The organism is Spirosoma taeanense (assembly GCF_013127955.1).
GTDB classification, from domain to species: Bacteria; Bacteroidota; Bacteroidia; order Cytophagales; family Spirosomataceae; genus Spirosoma; species Spirosoma taeanense.
In genome coordinates, this window is sequence record NZ_CP053435.1 from 1,413,290 (window position 1) to 1,435,388 (window position 22,099).

20 protein-coding genes are annotated in these 22,099 nt (G+C 52.1%); 8 read left to right on the forward strand and 12 right to left on the reverse strand.

Features of this window, described 5'->3' with window-relative positions; all coding sequences use genetic code 11:
* The first annotated feature begins 24 nt into the window (after window positions 1-24).
* Window positions 25-1,590, forward strand: coding sequence for a T9SS response regulator signal transducer PorX (porX, locus tag HNV11_RS06020; protein ID WP_171738810.1), 1,566 nt, complete (start codon window positions 25-27; stop codon window positions 1,588-1,590).
* Window positions 1,591-1,674: 84 nt separating this feature from the next.
* On the opposite strand, the gene HNV11_RS06025 is transcribed toward porX, so the two are convergent.
* The 3 genes from HNV11_RS06025 to HNV11_RS06035 all read right to left on the reverse strand — a co-directional run bounded on the left by HNV11_RS06025 (window position 1,675) and on the right by HNV11_RS06035 (window position 4,348).
* Entirely contained in the window at window positions 1,675-2,355 is a 681-nt protein-coding gene (locus HNV11_RS06025) for a cell division ATP-binding protein FtsE (protein ID WP_171738811.1), read from the reverse strand.
* 90 nt (window positions 2,356-2,445) lie between these two features.
* Window positions 2,446-3,114: a fructose-6-phosphate aldolase gene (gene fsa, locus HNV11_RS06030; protein ID WP_171738812.1), complete on the reverse strand. Its 669-nt coding sequence runs from the start codon at window positions 3,112-3,114 to the stop codon at window positions 2,446-2,448.
* Window positions 3,115-3,172: 58 nt separating this feature from the next.
* On the reverse strand, window positions 3,173-4,348 hold the full coding sequence (locus HNV11_RS06035; protein ID WP_171738813.1) for a galactokinase: 1,176 nt from the start codon (window positions 4,346-4,348) through the stop codon (window positions 3,173-3,175).
* Between the two features lie 263 nt (window positions 4,349-4,611).
* Between HNV11_RS06035 and HNV11_RS06040 the strand changes: the two genes are divergently transcribed.
* Genes HNV11_RS06040 through HNV11_RS06050 form a run of 3 tightly spaced genes read left to right on the forward strand, consistent with a single transcriptional unit; the run spans window position 4,612 to window position 6,582 of the window.
* A complete protein-coding gene (locus HNV11_RS06040; protein WP_171738814.1) occupies window positions 4,612-5,331 on the forward strand; it encodes a tetratricopeptide repeat protein in 720 nt (239 codons plus the stop codon).
* Between the two features lie 55 nt (window positions 5,332-5,386).
* On the forward strand, window positions 5,387-5,740 hold the full coding sequence (locus HNV11_RS06045; RefSeq protein WP_171738815.1) for a transmembrane 220 family protein: 354 nt from the start codon (window positions 5,387-5,389) through the stop codon (window positions 5,738-5,740).
* Window positions 5,737-6,582: a hydroxymethylglutaryl-CoA lyase gene (locus HNV11_RS06050; RefSeq protein WP_171738816.1), complete on the forward strand. Its 846-nt coding sequence runs from the start codon at window positions 5,737-5,739 to the stop codon at window positions 6,580-6,582. Before HNV11_RS06045 ends, HNV11_RS06050 begins: the two co-directional genes overlap by 4 nt.
* Before the next feature lie 14 nt (window positions 6,583-6,596).
* On the opposite strand, the gene HNV11_RS06055 is transcribed toward HNV11_RS06050, so the two are convergent.
* A complete protein-coding gene (locus HNV11_RS06055; protein ID WP_171738817.1) occupies window positions 6,597-7,121 on the reverse strand; it encodes a DUF7935 family protein in 525 nt (174 codons plus the stop codon).
* Window positions 7,122-7,223: 102 nt separating this feature from the next.
* On the opposite strand from HNV11_RS06055, the gene HNV11_RS06060 reads away from it, so the two are divergent.
* Together HNV11_RS06060 and HNV11_RS06065 are read left to right on the forward strand one after the other, a co-directional pair.
* Window positions 7,224-7,520, forward strand: a complete 297-nt coding sequence (locus HNV11_RS06060; protein WP_171738818.1) for a HesB/IscA family protein — start codon at window positions 7,224-7,226, stop codon at window positions 7,518-7,520.
* Window positions 7,521-7,609: 89 nt separating this feature from the next.
* Window positions 7,610-11,434 carry a sensor histidine kinase gene (locus HNV11_RS06065; RefSeq protein ID WP_171738819.1) on the forward strand — a complete coding sequence of 1,275 codons (3,825 nt, stop codon included), beginning with the start codon at window positions 7,610-7,612 and terminating at the stop codon, window positions 11,432-11,434.
* A 112-nt stretch (window positions 11,435-11,546) separates the two neighbouring features.
* Here HNV11_RS06065 and HNV11_RS06070 read toward each other — a convergent pair whose 3' ends face one another.
* On the reverse strand, window positions 11,547-12,143 hold the full coding sequence (locus HNV11_RS06070; protein WP_171738820.1) for an HNH endonuclease: 597 nt from the start codon (window positions 12,141-12,143) through the stop codon (window positions 11,547-11,549).
* Window positions 12,144-12,475: 332 nt separating this feature from the next.
* Between HNV11_RS06070 and HNV11_RS06075 the strand changes: the two genes are divergently transcribed.
* Window positions 12,476-12,847, forward strand: a complete 372-nt coding sequence (locus tag HNV11_RS06075; protein WP_171738821.1) for a CoA-binding protein — start codon at window positions 12,476-12,478, stop codon at window positions 12,845-12,847.
* A 57-nt stretch (window positions 12,848-12,904) separates the two neighbouring features.
* On the opposite strand, the gene HNV11_RS06080 is transcribed toward HNV11_RS06075, so the two are convergent.
* From HNV11_RS06080 to selD, 7 genes are all read right to left on the reverse strand, one after another.
* Entirely contained in the window at window positions 12,905-13,912 is a 1,008-nt protein-coding gene (locus HNV11_RS06080) for a 3-oxoacyl-ACP synthase III family protein (protein WP_171738822.1), read from the reverse strand.
* A gap of 95 nt (window positions 13,913-14,007) precedes the next feature.
* Window positions 14,008-14,259 (reverse strand): phosphoribosylformylglycinamidine synthase subunit PurS, encoded by a 252-nt coding sequence (gene purS / locus HNV11_RS06085; RefSeq protein WP_171738823.1) that lies wholly within the window; start codon window positions 14,257-14,259, stop codon window positions 14,008-14,010.
* A gap of 52 nt (window positions 14,260-14,311) precedes the next feature.
* A complete protein-coding gene (pssA, locus tag HNV11_RS06090) occupies window positions 14,312-14,980 on the reverse strand; it encodes a CDP-diacylglycerol--serine O-phosphatidyltransferase (RefSeq protein ID WP_171742078.1) in 669 nt (222 codons plus the stop codon).
* Between the two features lie 34 nt (window positions 14,981-15,014).
* Window positions 15,015-15,656, reverse strand: coding sequence for an MBL fold metallo-hydrolase (locus tag HNV11_RS06095; RefSeq protein ID WP_171738824.1), 642 nt, complete (start codon window positions 15,654-15,656; stop codon window positions 15,015-15,017).
* 77 nt (window positions 15,657-15,733) lie between these two features.
* On the reverse strand, window positions 15,734-16,435 hold the full coding sequence (locus HNV11_RS06100; RefSeq protein WP_171738825.1) for an SAM-dependent methyltransferase: 702 nt from the start codon (window positions 16,433-16,435) through the stop codon (window positions 15,734-15,736).
* Between the two features lie 31 nt (window positions 16,436-16,466).
* On the reverse strand, window positions 16,467-17,234 hold the full coding sequence (locus HNV11_RS06105; protein ID WP_171738826.1) for an alpha/beta fold hydrolase: 768 nt from the start codon (window positions 17,232-17,234) through the stop codon (window positions 16,467-16,469).
* 55 nt (window positions 17,235-17,289) lie between these two features.
* Window positions 17,290-18,342 (reverse strand): selenide, water dikinase SelD, encoded by a 1,053-nt coding sequence (gene selD, locus HNV11_RS06110; protein ID WP_171738827.1) that lies wholly within the window; start codon window positions 18,340-18,342, stop codon window positions 17,290-17,292.
* A 327-nt stretch (window positions 18,343-18,669) separates the two neighbouring features.
* Here selD and HNV11_RS06115 point away from each other — a divergent pair, with 327 nt between their 5' ends.
* On the forward strand, window positions 18,670-22,080 hold the full coding sequence (locus HNV11_RS06115; protein WP_171738828.1) for a TonB-dependent receptor: 3,411 nt from the start codon (window positions 18,670-18,672) through the stop codon (window positions 22,078-22,080).
* Window positions 22,081-22,099: the final 19 nt, after the last annotated feature.

Consider the following 22,099-nt stretch of genomic DNA (forward strand, 5'->3'; position numbering starts at 1 on the left):
AATAGAAACCGAAAACCAGACTACATGCAGACATATTCGATACTTTGGGCCGACGACGAGATTGATCTGCTCAAGCCCCATATCCTGTTCCTGAAAAACAAAGGCTATGACGTAACCCCCGTTAACAGCGGAGCCGACGCGCTCGAACAGGTAGAGCAAACCAACTACGACGTCGTATTTTTAGATGAGATGATGCCTGGCATGACGGGTCTGGAAACCCTGTCACAGATCAAGCAGATGCGGCCCAATCTGCCCGTGGTGATGATTACCAAGAGCGAAGAAGAGCACATTATGGAAGAGGCCATTGGCTCTAAAATTGCCGATTATCTGATCAAGCCGCTTAATCCAAACCAGATTCTGCTATCGGTCAAGAAAATTCTTGACAATAAACGGCTGGTGACCGAGCGCACCAACATCGGCTATCAGCAGGATTTTCGGAATATTTCCATGCAGTACAACGACCGCATGGATTTTGAAGAATGGGCTGACGTCTATAAAAAGCTGATTTACTGGGAGCTGGAGCTGGACGGGTCGCAGGACAAGAGCATGTCGGAAGTGATGAATATGCAGAAAAGCGAAGCCAACGCCACTTTCTGTAAGTTCGTGATGGAGAACTATGAGGACTGGCTCAACGACCCGAAAATGGATAGCCCGATTATGTCGCATCAGCTGATGCGCAAGAAAGTGTTTCCATTATTGGATCAGGGCAGCAACTCGTCTCCGCTTTTCTTTATCCTGATCGACAACCTGCGCTACGACCAGTGGAAGGTGATTGAGCCATTGCTGGCCGACTACTTTACGGTCGAAGAAGAATCGTCCTATTATTCGATTCTGCCCACAACGACCGGCTTTGCCCGTAACGCCATCTTTTCGGGGATGATGCCCAGCGAAATGGAGCGTAAACATCCCGACCTGTGGGTTAACGACGACAGCGAGGACGAAGGACTCAATAACCACGAAGACGAATTCCTGCGTCGGCAGCTCGAACAGAGCCGGCTGAACGTAAAGATGTCGTACCACAAGATTCTGAACGTAAACCAGGGGAAATCGCTGGTCGACAGCTTCAATAATTTGCTGCAGAACCAGTTGAACGTGGTTGTGTACAACTTCGTGGATATGCTGTCGCACGCCCGCACCGATATGGCGATGATTAAAGAACTGGCGCCCGATGAGTCGGCGTATCGGTCCATCACGCGGTCGTGGTTTCTGCATTCGCCCCTGCTCGAACTGATTCAGAAGATTGCGGCCAAAGGCGGTCGACTCGTCGTTACGACCGACCATGGCATGATTCGGGTGCAGAAACCGGCCAAAATCGTCGGCTACCGCGAAACCAACACCAATCTGCGCTACAAGCAGGGTAAAAACCTTGGTTTCGACGACAATCACCTGTTTGTGGGCCGGAAGCCGGAACGTCTGTTCCTGCCGAAGCCGCACGTGTCAACGGCTTATGTCTTTACGCTGGAAGATTACTTCTTTGCGTACCCGAACAACTACAATTATTACGTAAACCACTACCGCAATACCTTCCAGCACGGGGGGGTGTCGCTGGAAGAAATGGTTATTCCGTTTGCCTACATGAAAGCGAAGTAGTCAAACGTCGTGGTAGCTTGCAACAAAAAATCCCGACCTATGCAGGTCGGGATTTTTTGTTGTACTGGTTCTAAAATCTAAATATCATCCGCCCAGTTCAACTACCTGGCCATCCTGACAGCGTAGAACGCGGGCGGGATACTTGTTCAGTAATTCGTAATTGTGGGTGGCCATCAAAATAGCCGTGCCGGCATTGTTGATGGACTGAAAAAGCTTCATAATCTGATCCGATACGGCCGGATCGAGGTTTCCCGTCGGCTCATCGGCAATCAGAATCTGAGGTTCATTGAGCATGGCTCGGGCCACCACCACGCGCTGCTGCTCACCGCCCGAAAGCTGATGCGGCATTTTTTTCTGCGCCGTTCCCAGACCTACCTGCATCAGCACATCGGCGATGCGGTTATTCATATCGGCCTTGTTCTTCCAGCCGGTGGCCTTCAGAACAAACTTGAGATTTTCTTCAACGGAACGATCCGAAAACAACTGAAAGTCCTGAAAGACGATCCCGATTTTCCGGCGTAGAAAAGGAACATCGCGGGGCTTAAGGGCATCGAGCTGATAACCCGCTACAAACCCTTTGCCATTCTGAAGCCACAGATCGGCGTAGAGCGTCTTCAGCAGGGACGTCTTGCCGCTGCCCGTTCGGCCAATCAGGTAAGCGAAATCACCTTTGTTAATTGCGAAGGAAACATCGCCCAGAACCAGCTTGCTGCCCTGGTAAATATCCGCATGTTCGAGACTCAGAACGGGTTCGGTGGAGAACATAATCAAAAATTGGCAGCTAAACAGCCGGTCGTTACAGTAGCCCTGCGCAAATGGATTGCCATACTGCTACTGTAACGGCCGGCTGCCTACTTATTGTTTTACCGGCAGGTTAGCCTTCTCGTGGTCGGCCAGGAATTTAGCCAGACCGCTGTCGGTAAGCGGATGGTTGAGCAGCGCTTTAATGGCGCTCAGCGGAGCCGTCATTACGTCAGCTCCAATTTCAGCGCATTGGATAATGTGCATTGGGTGACGTACAGAAGCTGCCAGAACCTCGGTCGTATAGCCGTAATTGGTGAAAATGGTTACGATCTGCTCGATCAGGGCCATGCCGTCGGTCGAGATGTCGTCCAGACGACCTACGAACGGCGACACATACGAAGCACCGGCCTTAGCCGCTACCAGCGCCTGACCCGCCGAGAAAATCAGCGTACAGTTAGTGCGGATACCTTTTTCCGAGAAGTATTTGATCGCCTTGACGCCCTCGGCCGTCATCGGAATCTTAACGACGATATTCTCATCGAGTTCGGCCAGTTCTTCGCCTTCTTTGATCATCTCCTCGTATTTGATCGAGATGACCTCCGCGCTTACGTCGCCTTCTACAATCTCGCAAATCTGCTTGTAGTGACGCATTACGTTGTCTTTGCCGGTGATGCCTTCTTTGGCCATCAGCGAAGGATTGGTGGTAACGCCGTCGAGGATACCCATCTCCTGGGCTTCGCGAATGTCGGCCAGATTGGCCGTGTCAATGAAAAACTTCATAGTTCTAAGAAAATTCTCCTGCCCCACCGGAGCCGGGCAAAAAGTGAAATTTAGGTGATCAATTAATCAGGTGTGTACCGTCCTGGATTTTACAGGCGTGAAGGTACGTATCTTTCCCCGTTTGGGCTTTATATTGTTTGGTAATCAGCTGTGTAAAGTCGTCAAGGGTTTCTTCGCGCACTAAATTTATGGTGCAGCCGCCAAAGCCTCCGCCCATCATTCGGGCGCCTAATACCCCCGGGTGATGCCGCGCAATTTCAACCAGAATGTCCAGTTCAGGGCAGCTCACCTCATACCAGTGACTCAACCCCTCATGAGAGCCGTACATCAACTGACCGAACGTAGCTAGGTCACCTGCTTCGAGGGCCGCGACGCCGTCGAGCAGACGCTGATTTTCCTGAACGACATAAGCGCACCGGCGGTAAATATGGGCGTCGGCACTTTTCAGGTGCTGATCGAGCATGTCCATCGTTACATCGCGTAGGCTTTTGATGTCCGGATAGAACGTCTGAAGAAACCGAACCCCGGCCTCGCACTCGGCTCGGCGGGTATTGTATTCCGACGCGACGAGGGAATGCTTGACGCGCGAATCGCAGAGCACGATCCGAATACCTTCCATCTGCAGGGGAGCATATGTAAAGTCCAGCGAGCGGCAGTCCAGCTTAATAACGTGATTGGCTTTCCCCATCATGCTGGCGAACATATCCATGATGCCGACTTTGGCGCCAACAAATTCGTTTTCGGCCCGCTGCGAAAGCTTAACCAGATCGAGTCGTTCGAGACCCAGCCCAAACAGTTCGTTCAAGCCAAAACCAACCCCGTTTTCGAGCGCGGCCGACGATGATAGTCCGGCACCTATCGGGATGGTGCCGCTGAACACGCAGTTAAACCCCTTGAGCGCATGCCCTGTTAACCGCAACTGGGCTACTACGCCCAGCAGATAATCGGCCCAGGTCTGCGTTGGGGTCAGGTCATCGAGCGAACCCTGAAACGTTTCGTTTAAATCGTGGGCAATAAAGTGCAGTTTATTATCTGAACGCGGTCCAATTGCGAGGTAGATAGCCTTGTCGATAGCCGCCGGCAGAACGAACCCTTCGTTATAGTCGGTATGTTCACCAATCAGATTGACGCGGCCCGGTGAGCAAATCAACAGCGGGAGATCTTGGGTTTGCCCGTGCGGTTCAGCAGAAAACGCGTTCTGGTAGGACGCGGTGAGTTGATTAAGCAGGTCCATGTTGGGGTCAGGGAGTTTAGCGGCCTAATCCAGCTAAAACGCAAAACCGCTAAACGAAGCAGCCGTTTCGGCTAAACAGACTGGAAACGGCAAAAAAAAATGGCAAACCAATGTCTCACCGCTACGACCACCTACCCTTGCTTCGGTCAAGACCTGGGGGATTCAGCAGGAGCTGGTAGCACCGATTTGCCGATGCAAAGTTACGTAATTGTTAGTCAAACGACCAAATTTCGCCCGTACCTTTGTCCGGAAAACAATATGTTATGAAGCGTTCGTGGTCTATTTTCTTGTGTACAGTATTCATTTTCAACGCGTGCAACTCGTCTGATAAATTCATTGAACAGGGGCGGGTCCAGTTAAAAGAAGGCAAGTTTCGGGAGGCCGTGCAGTCGCTCAATCAGGCCGTTGAAGCTGATCATAACAATGCCGAAGCGTTTAACTCGCGGGGTGTGGCTTATTTTGAGCTGAAAGAATATGCCAATGCGGCTCTGGATTACGACCAGGCAATCAAATTACAGCCTGATTTCTACCGGCCCTATTATAACCGGGCGCTTCTCAAAGTCGCGCAGAATGATTTACCGGGCGCCTTAAAAGATTATTCGGACGCGATTCGGCTCGCACCCGACACCAGCCGGAGCCTGACCTCCGAAATTTTTCTCAATCGGGGGCAACTGTTTGCGTCGCAGGGACAGATTCAACCCGCCCTGAATGATTTTTCGCAGGCTATCTCGTTAGATTCAACGAATGCATTGGCGCTTTACAACCGGGGTAATCTGCGGTTTCAGCAGAAAGACCTTACGGGGGCAACGGCTGATTTTCAGGCGGCTGTAGTGGCCGATCCAAAATTCGGTAAAGCGTTTTACGGCCTGGGCATCGCCCAAATTCTGCAGAATGAACGCGATAACGGCTGTCTGAGCCTTAAACAGGCGCAGAATCTGGGCTATGCCGATGCCGGTAATGCCATAGCTGGATATTGCCAATAACGTTAACTTTAGCAATCGGCGATGCTGTCTGAATCAGTAAGGCCGTTTTTATCCTATGCGTAAAACCCTTTGCATCGTCTTTGGCCTGCTCTTTGTTTTGTTTGCGGCCTTCCAGTACAATGATCCCGACCCGGAGATCTGGGTTCCGATTTATGGCTTTGCGGCCGTTGCGTGTTTTATGGCCTATGCAGGCGTAGGCCGTTGGTGGTTCTTTGTGTTGATGGCCGGTCTGTATGTTATCGCGGCTGTGTATCAGTGGCCTCCTGTGTTTGAAGGCTTCCTGTTCAGTGAGGTAGGTATGCGCAGCCTGAACATTGAGATGGCCCGTGAAGCCGGTGGGCTGGCAATCTGCGCGGCTGTGATGGCGCTGCTGGCCATTTTAACCCGCCAGCCAGCGGTTCGCCGATGAAACTCACTGAATGTCCGCGCGATGCCATGCAGGGGCTGGCGCATTTCGTGCCAACCGAACAGAAAATCTGCTATCTGAACGCCCTGTTGCAGGTTGGTTTCGATACACTTGATTTTGGCAGCTTCGTTTCACCCAAAGCCATACCACAAATGCGCGATACGGCTGAGGTGCTGGCGGGGCTGAACCTGACTAACACGAAAACGAAGCTGCTGGCAATTGTGGCCAATACACGTGGTGCTGAGCAGGCCGTTGGTTATCCGTCTATTCAGTATGTTGGCTTCCCGTTGTCGGTGTCCGAAACATTTCAGCAGCGCAACACCAACAAATCTATCGCGCAAGCCTTTGCCGAAGTAAGGGAGATGCAGAATCTATGCGCCGAAACCGGTAAGGAACTGGTTGTCTATCTGTCAATGGGCTTCGGAAATCCGTATAGTGATGCATACAGTCCTGAACTTGTAGAGCAGTTTGCCGAGCGGTTAACAACGCTGGGTGTACGAATCATTGCTCCTTCGGATACGGTAGGTTCATCGACGCCCGAAGCGATTGAAAGCCTGTTTCGGCATCTGATCCAGACGTTTCCGCAGGTTGAGTTCGGAGCGCATCTCCACGCTCGGCCCGGCGAAGCACCCGATAAAGTACGAGCGGCTCTGCAAGCCGGTGTTCGGCGTCTCGACGGCGCAATACGTGGCTTTGGTGGCTGCCCCATGGCGGCCGACGCGCTAACGGGCAACCTCCCTACGGAAGCGATCATCCAGACATTAGCTGACGAGAACATGGCCATTAACCTGAATCAGGACGCGTTTCAAAAAGCAATGGCGCTGTCGGCGGGCGTGTTTCTGTAACTGGTTGCGGGAAGCTACATGAACATCGCTTGAATTTCATCCTTCACCGCTTTAAGGGCGTTGGCTGTTGGCTGGCGGTCTTTTTGAATGATCCGCTCAAAAACGCGTTTGGAGAGTTCGAGCGCAGGCGCATCGGGCCGCGTATCGCCGGAGGCCTGATTGATAAGCGTCATTACGTCGTTCATGGCGGCCTGAATCTGATCCCAGGCGGCCTGACTCATATAAACCTGCTGCGAAAGGTTGTGGTTGTACTCGTCCCGGATTTCCTGCAGGAGTCGCTGCTGAAATTCCAGCACCGTAGTAGCGCTGCCACCTAGCCGAAGCAGGAGATTGTTAGGACTGATGCGCTCCAGAAACAGAACCATGCGCTCATAGGCCTGCAGGCGCACCGGCACAACGGTTTCGGTATAACGGGTTTTTACTTCGTATTGATGGCGGTCGGCTTCCCGCTCCAGTAACAGTTTAACGGTCAGGTACATACCATAAAGCACCAGCCCGGCCGGTACAATCAACTTCAGGAAATCACTCAGCAGCTCCATGTAAGGGAAAATGATGTTTGGGTAAAAATGGGTAACTTTGACAAAGAGGTTTGGCGCTGATCCGTCATGAACAGGCTTCCTGAAAACAACGAATAACAAACTATGTTGGCACTCGATAATCCCGTACGCGTCCGACCCGAAGCCCGGCAGCAAATCATGGACACGTTTCGGGCGAATAAGATTCCCGACGAATATGGTCTTCGTGTGGGCATACGGGGCGGTGGTTGTGGGTCGTCGTGGCTGCTGGGGTTCGACCTGCCCGGTCCCGCCGACGAAGTCTATAACGTTGAGGACGTTCGCGTCATTATTGACCGTAAACATTTACTCTACGTGCTGGGCGCTGAGATTGGCTACGAGCCGGGTGGCTTTACCGTTGATAAGCCGGCAGCGGGTGAATAATGACTAATCAGAAAGAGCTATGACGGGCTGTTGGCTGACAATTGGCATGATTTTAGGTCATACATTGGCCAAAACCCTCCACCGGGACTGTGAAGCGAATTGAGCGACATATTTTTTTGCTGTTAGCCATTCTGGCCGTTGGGCTGTCGGGCCTTTGCTACTGGTTTCTGGAGCAGAATGCCCCTAGTGCAACAGACGAACAGTATGTAAGTTCAGTACAGCAGCGTGTAAAGGAGGAGATGCGCATTAGCGCTGCTGACTTGCAGAACGTTGTAGGCCAGGTGAAACAGGTGGCCAGCCCAACATTTGCCGACCTGAGCTATCCGACCCAGTATCCTTATTTCGTATTTCGGTATCGGCCGGGTGGCGCACAGTTACTGTACTGGTCTGATTACCGATTCATTCCCGACTACGCCCGCATTGCTTCGGTAACCTCTCCTCAACTGGTTGACTTCGAGCAGGGGCGGTATATCGTTAGTCGCCAGCAGATTCTGACAAAGAGCGATACGCTGGAAATTTTTTCACTGGTAAACCTTTACCGACATTACCAGAACAACAATACGTATCTCCAGTCGGGCTATAACCCAGCGCTGTTTACGCTCGATCCGGAAGCTGTTACCAACGCCCGAACGAACGTTCACCAGGCGATCTATGACAATTCGTCGGCTTTTCTGTTCTCCGTCATTCCGCCGAAAGTAGATGCTTACCGGAATCACTCTACCCCCGTCAATACGGTCATCCTCGCTTCGCTGGGGGTTGTGTTTCTGGGCCTGTACGTATTCCAGATGATGATTCATCTGAAGCGTCGGCGAAAGTATGAACTGGGTTTTGTCTGGCTGGCGGCTTATTTGGTTCTTCTCCGGGCTCTGATGCTTTATTTCGGCGTGCCGTTTCTGTTCATTGAATCAGATCTGTTCAATCCTAAGTTCTATGCGTCGTCGGTGCTGGTGCCGTCTCTGGGCGATCTGCTGCTCAATGCGCTGGTTGTTCTGGGGCTGGCGTTTTACTGGGTAAATCATTACTACCGGTCGCAAACGTACAACCGCCTGCTGCACTGGCCGGCCTGGGCCAAAACGCTGCTGTCGCTGGGGTGCGTGCTGATGAGTTATGTTGTGTTTTTCTTCTGCTATACCGAGCTGAACAACATCTACGATAAGTCGCAGTTCACGCTCGATATTACCCTCAACATCCGGTTCTCGTTGCTGAAAATCGTTTGTCTGCTGGTGTTCATCGTCATTTCATCCGTTTATTTTTTACTGACTCACCTGCTGGCAAGTCTTTTCTTACGGTTCAACCGCACCCTTAGCACCGGAGTAGGCTGGATGATCATTGGCTCAGGACTGACGGTAGGCTGGTTTTTGCTGATCGGCTGGCCGCTGGAACCGGTGCTGTTTCTCAATGCGCTGTATATTCTGTTGATCTACTTAGGCCAGTTCCCGCGGTCACTCTATACATTCCGGTACAAAACGTCGATCTATCTGTTTCTGGCGGCTTTCATCTGCGCCGTTACTTCTGCTTATGTGGTCTATAATCAGGAAATCAGAAAGCAGCTGATTCATGAACGCGAGTTTGGCGCTCAACTGCTGGCCGAGAATGACGAATTCGGCGAGTTTCTGATGAGCAAAGCGCGGGAGTCAATCGCCAGCGATGCCGATATCGTCCGGGCGTTACGCACCGATACGCTGCTGGTGCGCGAACGTATTCAGCAGCGGGTGAAAACTGTTCACCTGGACAAGTATTTCGACAAGTATGACATTGACGTAGTGTCGTTCCGGTCTAATGGTCAGCCGCTCGATATTATGGCCAATGCCAGTACGCTGGATCGGTTCAATAACCGCTATCGGCGACCGGCTTATCAGACAAATTATCCCGGTCTGTATTTTGTAAACGAGGTAGGAAACCAGTTTATCAAGCAGTACGTCAGCTTTATTCCAATTCGGTCAATGGGTGTTCCTGCTACGGCTGCCGATACGCTGGGTTACGTGGTGCTTGACTTCCGGCTGCGCAGCGAGCGGCCCAAAAGCGTATATCCGGAACTGCTGGTGGATACAAAATTCATGCAGAATACCGACGTTCAGGAATATAGCTACGCCATTTTTGGACGTGTCCGACTGGCCGATACTGTCAGTCATCAGCTACTCTACAGCGCGGGCAGTTACAACTACGAACGCAAAATGCCGACTACGCTGCTGGCCGATTCAACGCTGTATTCAACGGGGTTGATTGCCAATGGCTACCAGCACGTTGGTCAGAGCGGCAAAAATGGCCGGGTGGTGGTCGTGTCGTCGGCGGAGTATCCGTTCCAGAATATCTTTTCCAACTTCTCGTTTCTGTTCCTTCTGCTGGTGCTGACGGTGCTTCTGGTTATTGTGGCCTACGCGATAAACTATGGTTTCTCGGAGTTCAGCATCAACTACTCAACCCGGATTCAGATTCTGCTGAATGTCGCCTTCTTCCTGCCGCTGCTGCTGGTCATTATTATTATTCTGAGCGTTATCAGCTCCAATTACATTACCAATCAGGAGAACACCTATATCAGCAATACCCGTAACATAGCCGCTAATTTCCTAACGTATCTGGATGAACACCTGCAGGCGAAAAAGCGTAGTAAAGCGTCGATGGAGGAGGAGTTGAGCAAAATTGCCCGCGATGCCAATATAGACATCAATCTGTTCGATACGCAGGGGCGGTTGTACAGCTCCACGCGCCCGCTGATGTATGAAAGCGGGTATCTGTCCAAATACATTAACCCGGAGGCCTATCTGCACCTGATTGAAGACAAGGAAAACCAGGTTCTGCTGAATGAATCGCTGGGCAGCAAACGCTACCGTACGGCCTACGCCAGCATTAAATCGTACGATGGCCGCCTGCTTGGGATTCTGAGCGTTCCTTACTTTTACGCTCGGCCCGAACTCGACCGGCAGATTATCGAAGTGATTGCGTCAGCTCTGAGCATCTTTACGGGGCTGTTCCTGTTCTTTCTGATTCTGTCGTATTTCGCGTCGAACATCCTGACCAAGCCGCTGAAGCTGCTAACCCAGAAAATCCGAAAAACGAACCTCGATCAGCCCAACGAACCGCTGCCCTGGCGGTCTGATGATGAGATCGGGATGCTTATCCGGGAGTACAACCGGATGCTGGTCAAGCTGGAGGAGAGCAAGCAGGCGCTGGCGCAGAATGAAAAACAATCTGCCTGGCGCGAAATGGCGAAGCAGGTGGCTCATGAGATAAAGAACCCCTTGACGCCCATGAAGCTAACCCTGCAGCATCTGCAGCGGACTTTTCCGGGCAGCAGAGGAGCGGTCGGCGCATCGGCGCCGGGAGAGTCGGCCACCCACCGGGTCATTCAGCGAACGTTCGACTCGCTGCTCGATCAGATTGACAACCTCAGCGACATTGCAACCTCGTTCTCCGATTTTGCCAAGATGCCGCTGCCTAAAAATGAGGTGTTTGAGGTGACCAGCGTCATTAATAAAGCCGCCGACCTGTATGCCGACGACGATCGTATCAGCCTGCGCCGGCAGATCGCGACCGGCCCAATTATGGCCATTGGTGACCGGCAACTGATCGGCCGTATCCTGACTAACCTGATCATCAATGCCGTTCAGTCGGTACCGTCCGACCGAAAACCGGTATTGAATTTACGCCTGTATACCAAAGAAGACGAAGTGCAGATTGAAGTACACGATAATGGAACGGGTATTCCGGAGGCTATTCGTACCAAAGTGTTTCTGCCTAATTTCAGCACTAAGCGCGGAGGGTCGGGGCTGGGGCTGGCTATTGCCAAGCGGGGGATCGAACATGCCGGCGGGAGCATCTGGTTTGAAACTACGGAACATGTTGGAACGTCGTTCTTTGTTTCGTTGCCGCTGGCCGGTGTGCCGATTGAAAAAGCCGCAGATAGCGTCAGATAAGCGTTTGAATAAGTCAGCCGGTCAGAACACTAACCGGCTGTAACTATATTCTCAAACATCACTCAGATAATCATCCGTCAGTGCCACTAAAGCAGCCACTGACAGGTCCCGGCTAATCTTCAATGGTTACGTGCTTCCAGTTTTCGCCCGACCGGATGCGGTTTAGCTGCGTATGCGTTATGCCGAACTGCTTGGCAATCATCTTCAGGCGATTTTTGTCATTACGCAGCAGCTTCTTGATAATCTTGACTTTACTCTCGGTCAGTTTATAATTCCGGGTTGAGCGCGGCATAACCCGATTTTTCAGGTTCGGATTGTGGCGATTGTGCTCAATCATCTCGTCTTTGGTTACCCAGCGCAAATTTGGATAATAATTGTTCAGTTTATCGTGATCTAGGTGAATCACGAATGTCTGATCCGACTTCTCCCGGGTAACGAAATGCTCAGCGACGAGTTTGTGTACGTACCGATTCAGCGTTTTGCCTTCCGAACGGATGTTCAGCGACCGATACCCCTGAATAATTGAGCCTTTAATGATGATACCTTCAGTATTTGACTCGGGGGCAGGCTTATCCTGACGACTGCCGGCCTGAAAGCTCCGCAGCCGGCCATAGTTAGAAACTTCGTAGCGGGGAGGGTTCTCGACGCCCTCAAATAAAATGGGTATCCACTTCTCATTCCAGAAGCTCTGGTTCTTTTTGTCACTCATCGCCGGTAGAGATTATACGGTACTCTAATTCAGTTGCGATACTTACGCTAAGGCGGATATTTTGTTTAACAAATCTTTAACAAAAGTAAAACAAATAAGTTGACAAACCAGCTAAAAAAATACTGAATGTCAATCAATTTGGCTTGGAACGAAACGTATATGGTTAAAAAGAGGCTAGTTGATATTGAAGAAAAAGAGGGTAAACATACAACAGTACCTAAACGGAATACGGTAGCGATTCAGGGCGGGATAAATTGCTATCTGAACTACCCATTCAGGGAATGAGTTTTAAAAATGTCAGGTATTATTAACTAACGCCTGACAGCAAGAGCATGAATGCGGGTAATAAGAAAACACTGATCATTGGCGCAACCGAGAAACCGGATCGATACGCCAATCGGGCGGCTCATAGTCTGCTCCGGCATGGGTATGACATTGAGTTGCTCGGGCTTCGGCAGGGTCAGATTCAGGGCCATACTATCCGGACGGGTCATCCTGACCTTGATAATATAGATACGGTGACGATGTATGTCGGACCACGTAATCAGCCGGGTTATTATGACTATATCAAGCGGCTGAAGCCCCGACGCGTAATTTTCAACCCCGGAGCGGAAAACCCAGGTTTCGAACGTGAACTTCGGTCGGCTGGTATTGAGCCAATTGAAGCCTGTACGCTCGTTATGCTGTCGATCGGGACCTATTAATAGACCGAAGCCTGCCAAACGATATACGCCTGGCAGGCTTCTCTGGATTCTGAAGAATTACCACCGGATTAACGCCGAGGCCCACGTAAAGCCGCTGCCAAACGCGGCCAGACAAACCAGATCGCCGGGTTTGACGCGGCCCTGTTCGTAGGCTTCGGTCAGGGCAATAGGAATGGAAGCAGCCGTTGTGTTGCCGTAGTGCTGAATGTTGTTGAATACCTTTTCGTCCGGCAGGTTCATCTGCTGCTGTACGTAGTTCGAAATCCGGATATTGGCCTGGTGCGGCACCAACAGGGAAAGATCTTCGGCCTGAAGTCCATTGGCCGTCAGGCTCTCATTAATAACTTCCATGAACCGCACCACGGCGTGTTTAAATACGGCATTGCCATTCATAACGACGCTACTACCGCCCGTTTCCATCATTTCGGTTGAAACGAAGCGACCGGGACGGCTGCTGCCGGGGTCTTTCAGATACAGTTCTTCGGCGTAACGGCCGTCGGCATGTAGATGCGTGGACAGAATCCGGTGTTCCGGGTCGGTCGTGGCCTGTAAAACGGCCGCTCCCGCGCCATCGCCAAAAATAACGGCAACACCCCGGCCTTCGGTGGTTTTATCCATCAGCGTTGACTGAATCTCTGACCCAATCACCAGCGCGGTTTTATACATACCGGTTTTTATGAACTGATCGGCAATCGACAGGGCGTAAACAAACCCTGAACACTGTTGCCGGACGTCGATAACGGCGATACCTTCCAGGCCCAGTTCGCGCTGCATCAGAAAAGCTGAACCTGGAAAGTAATAATCAGGCGACAGAGTAGCGTAAACAATCAGATCGACGTCGTTGGCAGCTAAGCCAGCCCGTTCCAGCGCCATGCGCGAGGCCGCTGTGGCCATGCTGGCGTTGGTGTCTTTGCCGTGGGTGAAAAACCGCCGTTGCCGGATGCCCGTCCGCTCCTGAATCCAGGCGTCGGACGTATCCATATATTGCCGCAGGTCGTCGTTCGTAACGATGTTATCGGGAACGTAAAACCCTAATCCTGCAATTCTGGAATAAACCGTATTCATCCTTGATAGTATAGTAGTCGGCAAAGGTACGGATTCTGAAAGGTTAACGGCTTATTCCAGACCTGCTAGGTTTTGTAAACCTTACAAGTCTGGGATCAGGCTGTGTGCAGCTTGAACGAATACTCTTCCATGATGAGGTTCGCCAGTAACTGACGGCAGGCCGAATCGACAGTCTCGCGGGCCTTCTCTTCGGTTTCTGCATCGACCTCCAGCCGTACGTGTTTGCCAATACGAACGTTGTCGATGCTATCCATCTGAAGATTGTGCAGACCTAACTTAACGGCTTTGCCCTGTGGGTCCAGAATCTCCGGACGGGTCATGATGTCGATTTCAGCGATGTATTTCATTGGTAAAAAGCGAAAGAGCGAAAGCGAAAGAGTGGTTTGTTGTGAGGGTGATTCACCGGTTTACTCGTTCAACCTTTCGCTCATTTGTAAAAAGTGAAAGGATAATGTACAGCAGAATAATGAGTGGTATGGCTGCGTACTGCAAAAATAACAGGAGCAGCACGGATGCCAGCAGAAAACTATATTTAATGCGGTTTTCGGCCCAGCCGAACGATTTGAATTTCAGTGCAAACAGCGGCACATCCGATACGAGCATGAACGAAAACGCAATCATCATGCCCAGGGCGATGTCGTTCTGCCAGAAGCCGTCAAACTGGGGCTGGTAGCGACCCATGAGCGGGAAAGCCCCAATCAACATGGCGTTGGCCGGAACGGGCAGACCAATGAATGACTCCGATTGCCGAGTGTCGATGTTGAAATTGGCGAGCCGCAGGGCCGACAGGACGGCAATCAGAAACGCCCCGTACGAAATTGCGCCCAGTTCCTGAAACCAGCACAACTGAAACACCATGACGGCGGGCAACACCCCAAACGTGACAACGTCGGCCAAAGAGTCCAGCTCTTTACCGAACGGCCCCGACACCTTAACCAGGCGGGCCACGAAGCCATCGCCGAAGTCAAGCACGGCCGCCAGCCCGATGAGCCAGGAAGCGGTTTCCAGATGGCCGCGCATTGCCATAACTATACCGATACACCCGCACAGCAGATTGCCGCAGGTCATGGCGTTGGGAAGGTGTTTGAGTAGTGCGTTCAAGTTAGTGCGATCTTACAAATGGGTTCGTCCGTTTTTCGTGCCCAATGGTGGTTGGGTCCATGTGGCCCGCATAAACGACGTAATCGTCGGGCAGGGTATAAAACTGCGTCCGGATGCTGTTCAGCAGGTCATTGTGGCTGCAGAAGGGAAGATCGGTACGGCCCACGCTCCCCCGAAATAGAACATCGCCCCCAACGACGTAACGATCCGCGTGATTGATAAACGCGACATGGCCGGGTGCGTGGCCCGGCACAAAGACCACATCCAAGATTGTGTTGCCGAACCGGAACTGATCGCCTTCTTTCAGATGCGCATCAATTTCGGCGGGTTCGTATCCCCGCAGCCCGTAAACAGCGCAGCGCGTCGGAACGTCATCGTAGATAGGCTGGTCTAATGGGTGCAGATAGGCTTTTACGCCATACCGGCGTTTCACGTATGCCACCCCGAACACATGGTCCAGATGCGCGTGAGTGAGCAGCAGGTATTTGAGAGTCAGTTTACGTTCGTCAATGAATCGCCCTAATGCTTCTTTTTCGGCCTGCTCATAGCAACCGGGGTCAATCACTACGGCTTCGCCCGTGACGTCGTCGGCAATGACGTATGTATTTTCCTGAAACGGAGAGAATTCAAACGCTTGAATCATACGCTAACGCAGACAGATTGTCCGTCGTAAATAGAAAGCAGGCAGGCTTCGGAAATGTTCGTGTGGCTGCCTTACCATTACAAAAGTAGAAACACCGTTGGTTTTTTGCGCAAATCGGGCACCTGGGTTTTCCATTCGCGAACGGTTAGTGTGCGCACGAAAGCATCCGGGGCGGTCAGGTTGCAGGCTACGCACAGGCGTGTGTTCCCCTGGCAATTAGCCAGAATGTCGGCCATTAGGGCATCGTTCCGGTAGGGGGTCTCCATGAAAATCTGCGTCTGCTGCCGTTGCTGCGCTTCTTTTTCAAGATGACGTAACGTGCGGGCACGGTCCTGGCGGTCAATGGGTATATACCCGTGAAAAACAAAGGATTGACCACTCAGCCCCGACGCCATCAGAGCCAGTAAAATAGACGAAGGGCCTACTAAAGGTTCAACCCGCCAGCCCAGCGCATGCGCCATGCCAACCACTACCGAGCCCGGATCGGCTACGCCGGGACAACCCGCTTCCGACAGCACGCCCGCATTGCGTTTACGTTCCATCAACTCCTGAATCTGTCGGCGGGTGTCGGCCGGGGGCGTGTCTTTGTCCAGGTCAAAGAACGTGGTCTGGTCAATCACACGGCTGGTCTTTAACCCACTGATAAACCGCCGGGCCGACCGGACATTTTCAACAAAATAAGCATCGGTTTTTTCGATAACCTCCTGCACATAGGCGGGTAAAACCTGTCCGGCGGTGTCATCGGCGAGGAGAGTAGGAATCAGATAAAGTGTAGGCATACAGAAAAAAGGCAGATTTGTCGGGACGCGTTCAAGAAAGAAAATTCATCAGGGTTTCGACAAACTCAGCGGGCTTTTCGGCCTGTACCCAGTGGCCCGCGCCCTGAATCGTTTCAATCCGGGCATTCGGAAAGATGCGTTTAATCGCCGGAATATCTTCATCCAGAATATAGGGTGACTCGCTACCCCGAATAAACAGCGTTGGGCCGGTTACGATCTGTGGGTTCGTCAGTTCCTCACCAACGCCGTGCAGTTCGCGCTCGATAACGGGCAGGTTGAGCCGCCAGTCGAATCGGCCGTGTTCGTTACGGTACAGATTCTTCAGCAGAAACTGGCGTACGGGCACCAGGGGTTCATATCGGCTCAGAATGGCGTCGGCGTCATTACGGCTAGTAATGTTCAGTAAGTCGATCGCGTTCAGGCCGCGAATGATTTCGGTGTGATGGACGGGGTAAAACTTGGGGGCAATATCCACTACAACGAGCTTTTCGAACGTTCCCGGATACAGCATGGCGTACTGCATAACCGTTTTGCCGCCCATCGAGTGCCCAATCAGAATCGGGTTCTCCAGTTTATGCTCAAGTAGAAATTCGCGCAGGTCGGCGGCCATACTCTGATAATCCTGTTCGTTGGCGCGGGGCGAGTGACCATGATTGCGCTGGTCGATGGCAAAAACGCGGTAGCCACGGGCGGCTATTGTCTTGCTGATCGTCAGCCAGTTATCGGATGAGCCAAAAATGCCGTGGAGAATAACGATAGCCGGGCCGGTGTCGCCCATTTGGCGGAAAAATAGTTTCATTGACTTGAAGAACCACAGAAGCCGAAAAGACTCTTTACGTTGTGGGTATTATCATTTATTGAACATAAACCAGCTTTTCTCTCTGCTCGACCAGTTCACCGAACGGTTGCAGTCTCAGACCGTTTTCTCCAGCTACCCGCTCAAACTCGGTTGTGCTGTGCGGTTCAACGGCAATGAGCAGCCCCCCGGACGTTTGTGGGTCGGCCAGCACATACCGCTGGGTTTCGGTGAGCGGGGCAATCTTATGGCCATAACTATCCCAGTTCCGGACGGTGCCGCCGGGAAAGCTTTTCTGCGCCAGATATTCATCAACAACCGGCAGTTTCGGCACCGCTTCGTAATCAATTACAGCACTTACGCCGGAGCCTTCAGCCATTTCGGTAAGGTGTCCCAGCAGGCCAAAACCCGTTACGTCGGTCAGGGCCTTAACGTAAGGCAGTCTTCCCAGCACTGCGCCAAACCGGTTCAGTTGCGCCATCTGAGTCGGTGCCATGTCGGCATGCTCCGGTTTTAGGATTCCCTTTTTCTGCGCCGTGGTCAGAATACCTACGCCGAGCGGTTTGGTCAGGTACAGACGGCATCCGGCCGTGGCCGTATTGTTTTGTTTCAGATGATCAAGCCGGACTTTACCCGTAACGGCCAGTCCAAAAATAGGTTCAGGCGAATCGATACTATGCCCACCAGCCAATGGAATACCCGCTTCGAGACAAACGGCGCGCGATCCGGCCATCACCTGCCCGGCTACTTCGGGCGGCAGCTTGTCCAGCGGCCAGCCCAGAATGGCTATCGCCATAATCGGTTCGCCCCCCATAGCATACACGTCACTGATGGCATTAGCCGACGCAATCCGACCGAAATCGAAGGCATTATCGACGATGGGCATGAAAAAGTCAGTCGTGCTGATAATCGCTTCTCCATTGCCAATATCCATAACAGCCGCGTCGTCGCGCGAGTCATTGCCGACCAGCAGGCTTTTGTAATGAGGCTGCGCGGAGGTCTGGTTACTGTGCAGAATCTGATCCAGAATTTTGGGCGAAATCTTACAGCCGCAGCCCGCGCCATGGCTGTATTGGGTAAGTTTAACCGCAGTGGTTTCGGTTGGTAGCATAACGGGACAAAACTAAGGAAGAAAACCCGGCCCGGCTGAATCGGGCGCCTGCTGAATTACGCAGCAGGCGCCCGAATGGTTCGTCCGGACTTCAATGGCTTCCAAATGAGGATATAGGTTTAACATAAGCTTAATACAAAGAATAGAACAGAAGGGTATTTAGTTTGATTTATTCCGTGAATATTACGCGAGAATAGACCATGGGTGGTACTTTTTAAAGAAATCTTACCTTGTTGCCCCAAAAAAAAGTTTCATCTTTGCGGCTGAATTGACGCATTACCTAACCGTATGAGTTTCTTACGAATACCAACCAAATCAAACACTTCTATGTCTAAAAAATTACTGCAATTCAGGGCAGCGTTACTGCTGTTCGGCAGTATGCTGTTAGTCCTGCTCGGTGGGAGCGGGGCAATGGCACAGGTAACTTCATCGGCAATCACCGGCGTTGTTGTTGATGCGAAGGGAGAACGACTGCCCGGCGCAACGATCGTGGCCGTGCATACCCCATCGGGTACGCGCTACGGTACGGTTACGAACACGTCGGGTCTGTTCACGTTACCGAACGTTCGGGTAGGTGGGCCCTACACCATTACCGCAAGCTTTGTAGGTTTCAAAACGCAGGTAAAAGAAGGCGTATTTGCCAGTCTGGGTACGGCCGCCGACGCTAATTTCAAGCTCGATGACGAAGGCACGAACCTAAGCGAAGTAGTTGTGTCGGGCAGCCGGAGCGAACTGTTCAGTTCGGACCGGACGGGCGCGGATGCGTCCTTTACGCGGGAGGCTATCAACACGATTCCGACCATTTCCCGGACGCTGACGGATATTACCAAGTATAACGCCTACGGCAACGGGCAGTCGTTTGCAGGACAGGACCCCCGTTTCAATAACTTCACCATCGACGGATCGGTATTCAACAATGGCTTCGGGCTGGGTAGTTCAGCACTGGCTGGTGGCCGGACGGGAACAACGGCTGTTTCTCTGGACGCTATCGATCAGCTTCAGGTTAACGTAGCTCCGTTTGATGTACGGCAGTCCGGCTTTACCGGGGCGGGCATCAACGCCGTAACTCGCTCGGGAACCAACGATGTTTCAGGTTCGGTATATCACCTGTTCCGGAATAACGGCCTGGTAGGTAACAAAGCGAACGGAACCGAGATCACTCCCAAGCCGAACATCGATGAAAAAACCTTTGGCTTCCGGCTGGGTGGTCCTATTATCAAAAATAAACTGTTCTTCTTTATCAACGGCGAGCAGTTTAACAGCAGCACGCCTGCTCTGACGTGGAGCCTGAACCGGGGAACGACTACTGGCGGTAACGTGTCCCGCGTACTGGAATCGGATATCCGCGATCTCGACCAGTTCATGCAGACGAATTTTGGTCGCAGCCTGGGCGCTTATGATAACTTCAATAACGGAGTAAAAAGCACAAAAGGACTGATTCGTCTGGACTATAACATCAACGACCAGCACAAACTGTCTGTACGGTACTCGCACCACGATTCGGAGTCGGACGTGATCATCAGTAACAGTAACAGTAGTAACACGGCCGGTAATGGTAACCGGACTAACAGTAACCTGGCTATTTCACCCCAGAATGCTGGCTACATCATTGCTGATAACACTCGTTCGCTGGCGGTTGAACTGAACTCGAACTTCAACGGTAAGTTTGCCAACGACCTGCTGGTTACCTATAACAAGCAGATTGAAGACCGTACGTATAGAACGTCTCAATTTCCAACGATTGATATTCTGAAGGATGGTAGTACGTACACCTCGATCGGTTTCGATCCGTTCACCCCGAACAACAAACTGAACTATTCGACATTCAACATTACGGATAACTTCAGCTACTTCGCCGGTAAGCACACGCTCACGGCCGGGGTCGTTTTTGAGCACTTTACGTCAAATAACGTGTTCTTCCCGTCGTCGAACGGGGTGTATGTGTACAACTCCATTGACGACTTCAAACAGGCTGCTTTAGCGTCGATCACTAATCCGACCAGCACTACGTCGCCCGTTACGGTTGCCCGGTACAACCTGCGCTATTCGCTGATTCCGGGTGGTGGCGAACCGCTGCAGACCCTGAACCGAAACCTGTATAGCGCCTATTTTCAGGACGAGTATCAGGCCAGCCCGCAGTTTAAGCTGACGCTGGGTCTGCGCGGAGATATCTTTGCGTATGATAACAGCACCGCTTCGTCATTCAACAACCCAATTGTTGCCGGCCTGACGTTCAGAAATGAAAATGGTGAGAACTACAAAGTCAGCACGGGGGCATTCCCCAGGCCGCGTCTGCTGCTGTCGCCCCGCCTTGGTTTTAACTACGACGTAAAAGGCGACAAGACAACGCAGATCCGAGGTGGTAGCGGCATCTTCGTATCGCGTATTCCCGAGGTACTGGTGTCCAACCAGTTGGGTAACAACGGGGTAAACACCGCGGTTATTAACGTGACCAACACCCGGGCTTATCCGTTCGTGACGGATCCGAGCCTGCTGCCAGCGGCTGTTCGTCCGCCAGATCCCTCTTCCGTTAATCTGGCCAACCTGCCTCCCTACGTGGTGAACGCATCGGATGCCAACCTGAAGTATCCGCAGATCTGGAAGTCAGACATCGCTGTTGATCAGCGGCTGCCCTGGGGCCTGGTAGGTACTGTTGAATTTGTTTATAACAAAACCATTCAGGCTCTGCGGTACATCGATGCCAACCTGAAAGCGCCAGCCCGGACGCTGAGCGGTTCAGACACCCGTCCGCTTTATCCTGCCTTCGGCGTCACGAGCACGGGCACCGGTTCAGCTAATACCGTGAACGTTGCCCGGTATATCAATCCGCAGGTAGCAAACGTGTTCGTGCTGAGAAACACGAATAAAGGAAGCTCGTATATTGTAACGGCTAAAGTCGAAAAGCCTGTAGCCCGTGGCTTTGGTGGCTCGCTGGCCTATACCTACGGTTTGGCACGAGATCTGGCTTTTGTCGGCAGCACAGTTCAGGCTAACGTTCCGACCGTACTTGGTCAGAACTTCCTGACAATGTCGTATTCGGACCAGGACCTGCGCCACCGGATTGTGGGTTACGCGAACTACCGGATCAATTACGGTGGTAAGTTCGGCGGTTCTACGGCCTTTACACTCGGCGTTCTGTCAAGCAGCGGCAGCAAGATTTCGTACACCTACAACCAGGACATCAACTCGGATGGTCAGACGACGAACGATCTGATCTACGTGCCCCGGAATGCTTCGGAACTGTCGTTCTCTCCGCTGACAATCGGTTCGGGTGCAACGGCTCAGACCTTCTCGCCAGAGCAGCAGGCGGCCGCCTTTGATGCTTATATTGAAGGCAACTCGTATCTGAAAACGCGTCGTGGTCAGTACGCTGAACGTAACGGGGGCTCTTACCCCTGGTTGACCCGTTTCGACTTTACGGTTATCCAGGAGTTCTATGTAGCCGTCGGTTCGAAAGGCAAACGGAATACAATCCAGTTCCGCGCTGATATTCTGAACGTGGGCAACCTGATTAACAGCAACAGCAATGGCTTCTTCTCCGGCGTAGGTAACGTAGCAACGACCTTCAACCCGCTGACGGTTGCCAGTGTCAACACGACGACGGGCGTGCCCAGTTACCGGTTGGCAACGCAGGTGGTAAACGGCCAGACGGTTCTGCTGAAAGATTCGTTCCGGCCCAGCGTTACCATCAATGATGTTTATCAGGCTCAGTTGGGTATCCGGTATATCTTCAACTAATCTGCTTTTGTTACTAAAA